This window comes from Pseudorhodoplanes sp., assembly GCF_035565795.1.
Taxonomy (GTDB): Bacteria; Pseudomonadota; Alphaproteobacteria; order Rhizobiales; family Xanthobacteraceae; genus Pseudorhodoplanes.
Genome location: NZ_DATMRV010000267.1, coordinates 1 through 8,951 on the forward strand (window position 1 = coordinate 1; position 8,951 = coordinate 8,951).

Genomic DNA, 8,951 nt, shown 5'->3' on the forward strand with positions numbered 1-8,951 from the left:
ATTGATCAGGAATTCCACGCCGACGACATTGATGAGCGCGAAGATCAGCCCGAGCTTAAAACCGGTGAAGATCGTCGGGAGCGCGGACGGAAGCTGGATCTTCCAGAAGATCTGCCAAGGCGAGAGCTTGAAGCTCCGGCCGACATTCATCAGCACGTGCCTGGTGCAGGACAGGCCCTCGATGGTCTTGAGGATGACGGCCGGAAGACCCGCAACGAAACCCATCATGATGATGGTGGTCGCGGAGCGGCCAAAGATCACCATGAACAGCGGATACATCAGGACGGTCGGTGCCGCCGCGGCTGCCGCGACCCAGGTTTCGGTCGCCTGGCGCAGGATGTTGAACTTGTGCAGCAGCGTACCGATGGAGATGCCGAAGATCGCAAGGAGGGCTGCCGCGGAGATGCATTCCCTCATCGTCAGCATGAAGCGTTCGACGATCTGCTCCTCGACGATCACGCGTTCGAATGCGCGCGCTACGTCTGACGGCGGCGGCACGATGAACTTGTTCAACACGCCGGTGACGACGAGCACCTGCATCAGCACAATGAACGCAGCGAGAGTCCCCAGCCCGAGCAGGACAGGCGCAACTCGCGAGCGGGACAGGGCGGCGTTCACGTGCGCCGTCCCGGCGCGAGGCGGGCCTGCGCTTCAGATTCTGCCAGGCCGCGGCTCGCCTCTTCGCGAAGGTCGCTCCAGATCTGCGCGACGTAATGGCCGAAGGCATCGCTGCCGACGATGTCGGAGGTGCGGGGGCGTGGCAGGTCGATATCGACGATGCGTTTGATCTTTCCGGGGCGGTAGGTCATCACCATGATCCGGTCGGAAAGCTGGACCGCTTCCGTGATGTTGTGGGTGATGAGAAGCGTGGTCTGTTTCAGCTCCTGCTGAATCTGCAGAACCTTGTCACCCAGCAGAAGCCGCGTCTGCTCGTCGAGGGCGGCGAACGGCTCGTCCATCAGGAGGATTTTCGGTTCGGAGGCGAGCGTGCGTGCGAGCGATACGCGCTGGCGCATGCCGCCGGAGAGTTCGGAAGGGTAACGGTTCTCGAAGCCGCTCAGCCCGACCATGTTGATGAAATGCCGCGCCTTGTCGTGACGCTTGGCCTTCGGCATGCCTTCGATCTCGAGTGGGAACGAGACGTTCTCGATCACGGTGCGCCAGGGGAATGTGGACTCTTCCTGAAAGACCATGCCGACAGATGCATGTGGTCCGGTGATGCGCTCACCGGCGACGGTGACCTCGCCCTCGTAATCGCCGAGCAGGCCACCGACCACGTTGAACAATGTGGACTTGCCGCAGCCGGACGGACCGATCACAGCGAGGAATTCGCCTTGACGCACGGAGAGCGAGACATGGTCCACGGCGGTTACGACGCCGTCGGGCGTTCCAAAACGCTTGGTCACGTCCTTGACGACCAGAATGCCGTCGTCGCCGGATGATGCAGGGGCGGGTCGGATCGCGGTCACGGTTGCTGACATGTCTTCCCCAAGGTTTCCTCCCGGCGGCTATTCCGATTTTCTTGTCATGATGGCCGTCATCGACGGAGCATAGCCCGGTTCGACCCGGACATCGACCACGGCGACTGCACCGCCTTCGACGGCGGCGATGGCCGATTTCAGCGCAGTTGCAAGTTCGCTCTCGGTATGTACCGGGCCGAAGCCTTCCGCGCCTTGCGCTCTGGCCATGGCTGCAAGATCGATGTCGGGGTCGGACATGCGCTGACCTATCCAGCGGTTCTCGACCGGACGGTTGCGCATGCGAGCGACGCGCTCCTGATGCAATTCGTCATTGAAGAAGGAGCGATTGTTCGCGATCACCACCAGCAGCGGAATGCGGTAATGCGCCGCTGTCCAGAGTGCGGTCACGCCCATAAGGTAATCGCCGTCGCCGCAGATTGCGACCGGCAGCCGTCCGGATCCTTTAAGCGCCAACGCTGCGCCGACGGAAATGCCGGGCCCGCCGCCGACGCCGCCACCCCCGTCCGAGCCGAGAAAGTCGAGCGGGTGCCGGAACGGCCACCACGCGCCATTCCATGACAGCGGCAGATGCGTGAGAGATATTTCGCGATTGCCGACGGCTTCACGTACAGCATAGGCAAGGTGCTCGACCTGAAGCTTGTCGCTCTTGACCGGCTTCGCCATCGCGCGCGGTGCAGCCGGAAGCGCGACAGGCTTTGCCGGTGCGCCGATTGCCTTCGAAAGCGCGATCGCGACTTCGTCGGGATCGGCGGAGATCAGCATGTCGACAGGCGGCAGTGCCTGATGATCCATGCTCCAGCCATTGTGGATGTGCTGATCGAGCGATGCCGAAATCACGAACGCGTCGGTCTTTGCAGCCTTCAGGGCGCCACCGAGTTCCACCCAGTCGAGGCTGAGGATAACATCGGCTTCGGCAAGCGCCTTGAGACCGTCAGCGTCGGGGAGGATCATTCCGGGTGCTCCGACATGGAGCGGATGATCGCCCGGAAATGATGCGCCGATCTTCAGATCGGTCAGGACACTCGCATTCAGTGCTTCCGCGAGCGCGATACGCGCGTTCCACGCGTCGAGCCTGCGCGACGCGCGGCCGGCAAGGATCACCGGATGCTTCGCCTTTCGCAGACGGTCGGCCGCTTCGTTCAGCATCTGCGAACCCGGCCCCGTCGAAATGCGTGGCCGATAACGCGCCACGTCGATCGGCGGCAGCGGTTCGGGAAGCTTCGCTTCCTGCATCTCGGCGTCGAGATTCACATAGACCGGGCCCTGGGGCATCGCGTTGGCGATGTTGGTGGCCCGGATCAGCGCTTCACGGGCGGCGGCAGGAGAGGCGGGCTGGTCGTCCCATTTGACATAGCCGCGAACGAGCGCGCCCTGATCGCGCGCGGTGTGGATCCAGTCGATCCAGGGCCGGCGCTTGTTGGCATCCACAGGGCCCGTGGCGCCGAGCACGACGACAGGCATGCGATCGCACCACGCGTTGAAGATTGCCATGGTCGCGTGCATCAGCCCGACATTGGAATGCACGATTGCGCCCATCGCCCGGCCGGTTACCTTGGCGTAGCCCTGTGCAATCGCGACGGCGCTCTCTTCATGCAGGCAGAGCAGCATCTGCGGCCGCTCGTTGCCGAGATAGTTGACGAGCGAGTCATGCAGGCCGCGATAGCTCGCGCCCGGGTTCAGCGCGATATAGGGAATGTCCAGCGCGCGCAGCGTCTCGGCCACGACATCGCTGCCGAATCCTGGCGCATTCACGCCTGCGGGAACGGGCGTTTCAACCTGCGCCGCGCTGGTTGCGGGCGTCGCGTACTTGTTCATCGAGAAATCCAATTGGTGCGCATTGCGCTGAGCGGCGTCCGTCCCTGATGTGAGCGGGCTTTCGTGCCCGCGTTCTTTGAATCCACCATAGCACTTTGACATTGGTTCATAAAAGCCGCTAGATGCGAACCACATTGTTGCATGACAGTGAACAATACGATGGATCGCTTCCGGACCATGGAAACCTTCGTGCGCGTCGCGCGATCCGGCAGCTTCACTGTCGCTGCGAAGCAGCTCGGTCTGTCGCGCGCACTCGTCTCGCGTCATGTGGGAGCGCTGGAAGATCGGCTCGGTGTGCCGTTATTGCATCGCACCACGCGATCTCTGGATCTCACGGACGAGGGGCGTTCGTATCTCACCTTCTGCGAGCAGATGTTTCGTGACATCGAGGGGCAGGAGCGGGCGCTGGTCGAAACACCGGCGGAGCCGTCCGGCACTTTGCGTCTTGCCGCGCCCAAGTCGTTCGGCGCGCTGCATTTGTCGGACGCCATCATCGCCTTCGCTCGCGCGCAGCCGAAGCTGCATGTCCAGGTCATTCTGGAGAATGTGTCGTTCCGTCCGACCGATTTCGGCAAGCGCGGCTTCGATGTGGTCCTGCAATTCGCGCCCGCGCGCAATGCGTCGCTGACGGAGACACCGATTGCGCCAATGGACTGGCTTGTATGCGCCGCGCCCTCGGTTCTGATCCGCGAGGGAAGGCCGGGGGTACCTGCCGATCTCGCGCGATTTCCATGCCTGCTGCACGAGAGCGCGTTGCCGAATGACCGGCTCTGGCGTTTCGAGGGCCCGCGCGGACCGGTGACCGTGAAGGTGACGGGCACCTTTTCCTCGAACAGCGCGCTGGCCTTGCGCAAGGCCGCGATCGCTGGGCTCGGTGCGGCGCTGCTGCCGCGCTATGTGGTTGCGGACGATCTCGCGTCCGGAAATCTCGTGCCGCTGTTTTCGAGATACCGCGTGGCTGCGCGTCCGCTGATTGCAGTCTATCCCCGTTCTCCGGAGACGCCGTTGAAGGTCAAAGCCTTCGTGTCATTCCTGACCGAATGGATCGCGTCGCGCGGCGGCAACCTGACGTCGGCGGCTGCTCGCTAGCTGGCCTGCCGCAGGCGCGCGAGCAACTTCACGCCGGCATAGCCGTCGGGCTCCATCTTCGCCTTGCGCTGAAAGTTCGCCACGGCCCGCATGGTCTCGAGCCCGACGCGACCGTCGGTGCCTCCCGTATCGAAGCCGAGCGCGGTCAGACGCCGCTGGATCTCCTGCACCTCCGCAAGCGTGGGTGCGCGTTCGCTGTTCGGGAATGCCTGCACGAAGGGCCCGCCGCCGGTCACGCAATCGCCGAGATGGCAGATGGCAAGCGCATAGCTCATCGACGGGTTGTAACTCTTCACCGCATCGAAATTGGCGCCGATAAGGAATTTCGGCCCTCCCGGAACCGGCACCCAACCTCTCGCACGCGCTCCGGGCACCGGATAGGGCTTGCCGTCGGCGCGTACGACGCCGGCCCTTTCCCATTCGGCATATGTGCGCGCCCCCCTCGGTGAGGGTCCTTTCACCTCGCAGCCCCAGGGTTCGCCGCGACGATAGCCACCACGCTGAAGGAGATACCGGCACGTGCCGGCAAGCGCATCGTCGGGCCGGCCGAACGGATTGGCGCGACCGTCGCCGTCATAGTCGGAGCCGATATTCAGCCAGACTTCCGGCATCCACTGCGTATGCCCCATCGCACCAGCCCAGGAACCGCGCATCTCGGCCGGGGTGCTCCAGCCGCGCTCGACGATGCGCAAAGCGTTGAGCAGTTCGGTCTCCCAATAGGCGCGTCGTCGCGGCTCGCCCCAGGCGAGTGCGGCAAGGCACGGAAAGACCGGACGCATGTGGTTCTGAAACACGATCGGATCGCCGTAGGCCGTTTCCATGCCCCACAGTCCGAGCAGTGTTACACGTGAGACGCCGAAGTCCGCTTCGAGCCTGTTGAGCAGCGACGCATATTGCTTCGCGCGTTCGCGGCCGGTGACAATTCGCCATTCCGAAACGCGACGATTGAGATATTGCCAGAGCTGTTCCTTGAATTCGGGTTGCGACCGCTGCAACGCGAACACCGCCATATCGGGCTTCAGGCGGGACATGACGCGGTCGTAGGTCGATCCGGAAATGCCGCGTGCTGTCGCCTTTGTGCGAAACGACGCGATCCATTGATCGAAGGGTTGCGACGCGCGCTGCGCCTGCAATTCCGAGGGCAGCGCCAGCGAGGCGGTGGCGGCGAAGGCGCCTTGCAAGAGGCGGCGCCGGTCGATCATCGAATCGCGGGTCGGGACCATGCCGCGATTCTATCGGATGCGGGATTGGCGGCAATCTGCCGGATTACCGCCGCGTGATCGGCGGGTGCGCCCTAACGTCGCTTGCGCCCGTGCATCTTCGCAAGGCGGACCCTGGCCCTGTGCCGGGCCTTCGCCTGATTCTTGTTTGCCGAGCCGGCTACGATCTTCGCGTCGGGGTGCGTGGCGGCCACTGCGAGCGCCGACGCACCGGCCTCGGTTGAAGCGTCGGCAGCGTCACCGGGCGAAGGCTGGATCACCTCACGGCCGCGCGCGCCGATCAGATGCTCATAGGCGGCGAGGAGCGTCACATACGGATTGACGCGCACATAGCCGTCGCGCGTCGGCACCTGAAGTTCGAAATGCAGATGCGTCGTAGTCATGCCCGGCCGGCGATTATAATTTCCGATGGTACCGAGAGGATCGCCCTCCTTGACGAGGCGCCCGCTGAAAATGTTGTCGTCGTCCAGTCGGCGTGGATGCATGTGCAGGTAACGAAAGCGCACGCGCTCACCCTGCGCATTGGTGACGAGGAAGAATGAGTCATTCCAGCTCTCGCGCAGGATCATGCCCTCACGCGCTGCGACCACGGCATCACGATTGGCGGTGCAGTCACGCTTGCGCGGCCCCGGTTCGCAGGTCACGCCGAGAATGTCCTGTCCCTGATGACCGCGGCCGGACGGACATTGACCGACGCCGAAATCGCGGCGCTCACAGAAATTGTCGCGCCACGTATAGACGGCTGTTTCCTGCTGTGAATCGTGATCTGTCTTGTCACCCGGTGAGGCCGGGGGTGTCCGTCGGATCGCGAGAGCGCTGCGCCGGCGGAAGGTTTGCGTGTTGACATAGGCCGGTGCAACGGCCGCCGGGAAGCGGATCCGCGCATAAACGGTACGATCGGGATCGCCTGCGGGTGCGCGCATGCCCGAGCCGGGGACCAGCTTGCCGACCGGGTAATAACGGAACGCTTCGGATTGCGTTTCGGGTCGCTTGATTGGTTCCGGTGCTGCTGTTGCAACCGACGCCGCCGGATTGCCGCCAACCACGCGGAGCGCGCGCAGGAAACGCAGCGCGATCCGGTCGGCATTGCGACAGGCAAGGCGCGTACGACGCTGGGGTCCGTCGAAACACTGGACCGAGACGACATAAGGAATGCCGAAACGCTCGAAGCTGTAGCGCAGCGTGTGCTCGAGGATCTGCTTGCGGATACCGGGGAAGTCCTTGGCGATGTCGCCCGGTTGCTGGATCGTCGCGCCCTTCGCTTCCGGCAATTGGTAGAGAAGCGTGAATGCCGAGATCTGCACCACCACGGGATCCCGGAAGAGAATGTCGTTGAAGCCCGACACGTCCCCGGTGCGAAACACGAATGTCGCGTCATAGCCGGTCGGGCCGACGTATAAGAATTTGGTTGGTTCGAATCCGGCGGAGTCGTTCTCGACCCGGTTGACGTCCTCGGCGCGGCGATCTGTGGCCTCGACAGGCGAGAGCGGCAGGAGAACCGGCACCGGGCTGTCGGCAATCGCCGGGAAGCGCTTCGATGCGGACGCTGTTGCGACCGCCAGCGCATCGGTCTGCGGGCCGGCGTCTTGAATAGCAGGCAGGGCCGCACGCGCCGCCGACCAATCCGCCGTGAACGATTCCGTTTGCGCGACCGGCCACGTTTCGGCAGTCGCAACGGCGGTACTGGTCAGCACACCGATCAGGCTAAGGACGGCAAAAATCCGCAACGTGCGCTACTCCAATTGCGGAGCGATCTAAACGCCATCGTGCGGGGGATGAAACCGGATTCTGCGCGCAGCGCGGTAAAAAGGCCGCGAATCCTTGAGGAATCCGCGGCCGCTGTGGCAATTCGGTCGGTCAGGTAGCGTCAGCCATTCGGCTTTGGCTGTCCGGAATCCTGCGGGCAATCAGTACGTGCTTCGACCGATTGGCCATCGCGCTGAACCGTCGGCGCCGCCGACTTCTCATGGCCCTCCGCGGATGGAAGAATTGCGCTTTTCTCCACGGCATTTGCATCGTCGGAGGCGGAGCCGGTGGTCTGTTGCGAGCTGGCGGGCGGACAATTGGTCAGGTCCTTGTTTCCGTCGCCGCGTCCTTCATCTTTCTGCGCCGATGCAGTCGATGCAGCAATCAAGAGAGCGGTCGCAGCGACAACAATCCTGTTCATCCAAGTTCTCCCGTTCCGAGATTGGCCCGCCGTTATGCGAGACTTGCGAGCGCGGCGAGACGATAATTCCGATGGCGCGGCAACGTTTCTGCCGGTGATAGGTTCCTGCAATCGCAAGTGCTGCGGCTTAACGGCGCCGCACGCGCAGAAGGAAAAACGCAGGAACGATGGCGGTGCTGCGTGGTTGTCGCGTGAGGTGTGCCGCGGATCCGGCACTCGCAGCAAGGGAGAACCTCTCATGTCCGACTACGATCCCAATCGGATGGACCCGAACCGGCGCCCCTCGAACGAGCCCGGATATGGATATGCCGACGATCGCGGTTTCAACTGGAACTGGATCATCGGTGGCATCGCGGCACTTGTAGTTCTAATCGTTGCCTTGAGCTTTATCGGTCGCGATGACCGCACCGCCGATACCGGCCAGCGCCCCGCGACGACCGGTCAGGCCGCGCCGACGCAATCGGCCCCGGCGCCAATGCCGAAAGCAAATCCGGCACCTCCGGCCGAGCGCACCGCTCCGCCTCGTCCGGCCAGTCCGAACCAGTAACCGCGAGATGTTTTACCAGCGGGAACAGCCCCGGCCTCGGCCGGGGCTTTTTCGTTGCGCGATGCATTTTTTCTACGAGTCGCGGGCTGACGGGCTCTGTCGAACAGGTTTCTTTCGTCCGGGCGCTGTTTCGGAGAGGGGATTTCCAACTTCCGCTTCAACTTCGGCAGCACATTTCGCAGGTGCAATGTCATACAGGCGGACATCGGAAGAGTATGGCGCGCAACCGCAAACGGAGCCTCAATGCGTTTCCTGCCGTTGTTTTTCGATCTGGCATCTGGTCCGGTCATTCTCGTGGGCGACGGCCGCGAAGCCCTCGCGAAGCTGCGCATCCTCAAAGCGGCCGGCGCGCGTGTTCGCTGGCATGTCCTGTCACAGGAAGTGGCAGACGAGCCCGAGGCGCAGGATGTCGAAGTGCGGATCGGGTTGCCGAACGACGAGGATCTTCTTGGCGTGGTCGCGCTCGTTGCCTCCGCGGGCAGGGATATCGACCAGCAACTGGCCGCGCAGGCGCGCGCGATGAATGTACCGGTCAACATCGTAGACCGGCCGGATCTCTCCACCTTCATCTTTCCGTCGATTGTCGATCGCGGCGACGTCGTGGTCGCGATCGGGACGGGCGGTACGTCACC

9 protein-coding genes are annotated in these 8,951 nt (G+C 63.4%); 3 read left to right on the forward strand and 6 right to left on the reverse strand.

Features of this window, described 5'->3' with window-relative positions; all coding sequences use genetic code 11:
* The 3 genes from VNZ93_RS23990 to VNZ93_RS24000 form a co-directional block, all read right to left on the reverse strand.
* On the reverse strand, positions 1-618 hold a 618-nt coding region (locus tag VNZ93_RS23990), incomplete at its 3' end, for an ABC transporter permease (protein ID WP_325711464.1).
* Complete coding sequence (locus tag VNZ93_RS23995; RefSeq protein ID WP_325711467.1) at positions 615-1,481, reverse strand: ABC transporter ATP-binding protein; 867 nt, start codon at positions 1,479-1,481, stop codon at positions 615-617. The genes VNZ93_RS23995 and VNZ93_RS23990, both read right to left, overlap by 4 nt.
* Before the next feature lie 27 nt (positions 1,482-1,508).
* Complete coding sequence (locus tag VNZ93_RS24000; RefSeq protein WP_325711470.1) at positions 1,509-3,296, reverse strand: thiamine pyrophosphate-binding protein; 1,788 nt, start codon at positions 3,294-3,296, stop codon at positions 1,509-1,511.
* 141 nt (positions 3,297-3,437) lie between these two features.
* Here VNZ93_RS24000 and VNZ93_RS24005 point away from each other — a divergent pair, with 141 nt between their 5' ends.
* On the forward strand, positions 3,438-4,385 hold the full coding sequence (locus VNZ93_RS24005) for a LysR family transcriptional regulator (RefSeq protein ID WP_325711473.1): 948 nt from the start codon (positions 3,438-3,440) through the stop codon (positions 4,383-4,385).
* Here VNZ93_RS24005 and VNZ93_RS24010 read toward each other — a convergent pair.
* The 3 genes from VNZ93_RS24010 to VNZ93_RS24020 all read right to left on the reverse strand — a co-directional run bounded on the left by VNZ93_RS24010 (position 4,382) and on the right by VNZ93_RS24020 (position 7,772).
* Positions 4,382-5,608 carry a lytic murein transglycosylase gene (locus VNZ93_RS24010; RefSeq protein ID WP_325711476.1) on the reverse strand — a complete coding sequence of 409 codons (1,227 nt, stop codon included), beginning with the start codon at positions 5,606-5,608 and terminating at the stop codon, positions 4,382-4,384. The two genes, VNZ93_RS24005 and VNZ93_RS24010, sit on opposite strands and share 4 nt — an antisense overlap.
* A gap of 71 nt (positions 5,609-5,679) precedes the next feature.
* Positions 5,680-7,332: a M23 family metallopeptidase gene (locus VNZ93_RS24015; RefSeq protein ID WP_325711479.1), complete on the reverse strand. Its 1,653-nt coding sequence runs from the start codon at positions 7,330-7,332 to the stop codon at positions 5,680-5,682.
* 140 nt (positions 7,333-7,472) lie between these two features.
* A complete protein-coding gene (locus VNZ93_RS24020) occupies positions 7,473-7,772 on the reverse strand; it encodes a hypothetical protein (RefSeq protein WP_325711482.1) in 300 nt (99 codons plus the stop codon).
* 238 nt (positions 7,773-8,010) lie between these two features.
* Here VNZ93_RS24020 and VNZ93_RS24025 point away from each other — a divergent pair, with 238 nt between their 5' ends.
* Positions 8,011-8,319 carry a hypothetical protein gene (locus tag VNZ93_RS24025; protein ID WP_325711485.1) on the forward strand — a complete coding sequence of 103 codons (309 nt, stop codon included), beginning with the start codon at positions 8,011-8,013 and terminating at the stop codon, positions 8,317-8,319.
* A gap of 243 nt (positions 8,320-8,562) precedes the next feature.
* Positions 8,563-8,951, forward strand: a 389-nt coding sequence (locus VNZ93_RS24030) for a precorrin-2 dehydrogenase/sirohydrochlorin ferrochelatase family protein (RefSeq protein WP_325711488.1), incomplete at its 3' end; no start/stop codon positions are given.

What these genes read in the sequence shown, in the direction of transcription:
- VNZ93_RS24010 (WP_325711476.1), bottom strand. Translation starts at nt 5,608, where the DNA reads ATGGTCCCGACCCGCGATTCGATGATCGACCGGCGCCGCCTCTTGCAA.
- VNZ93_RS24025 (WP_325711485.1), top strand. Translation starts at nt 8,011, where the DNA reads ATGTCCGACTACGATCCCAATCGGATGGACCCGAACCGGCGCCCCTCG.
- VNZ93_RS24000 (WP_325711470.1), bottom strand. Translation starts at nt 3,296, where the DNA reads ATGAACAAGTACGCGACGCCCGCAACCAGCGCGGCGCAGGTTGAAACG.
- VNZ93_RS24020 (WP_325711482.1), bottom strand. Translation starts at nt 7,772, where the DNA reads ATGAACAGGATTGTTGTCGCTGCGACCGCTCTCTTGATTGCTGCATCG.
- VNZ93_RS24005 (WP_325711473.1), top strand. Translation starts at nt 3,438, where the DNA reads ATGACAGTGAACAATACGATGGATCGCTTCCGGACCATGGAAACCTTC.
- VNZ93_RS23995 (WP_325711467.1), bottom strand. Translation starts at nt 1,481, where the DNA reads ATGTCAGCAACCGTGACCGCGATCCGACCCGCCCCTGCATCATCCGGC.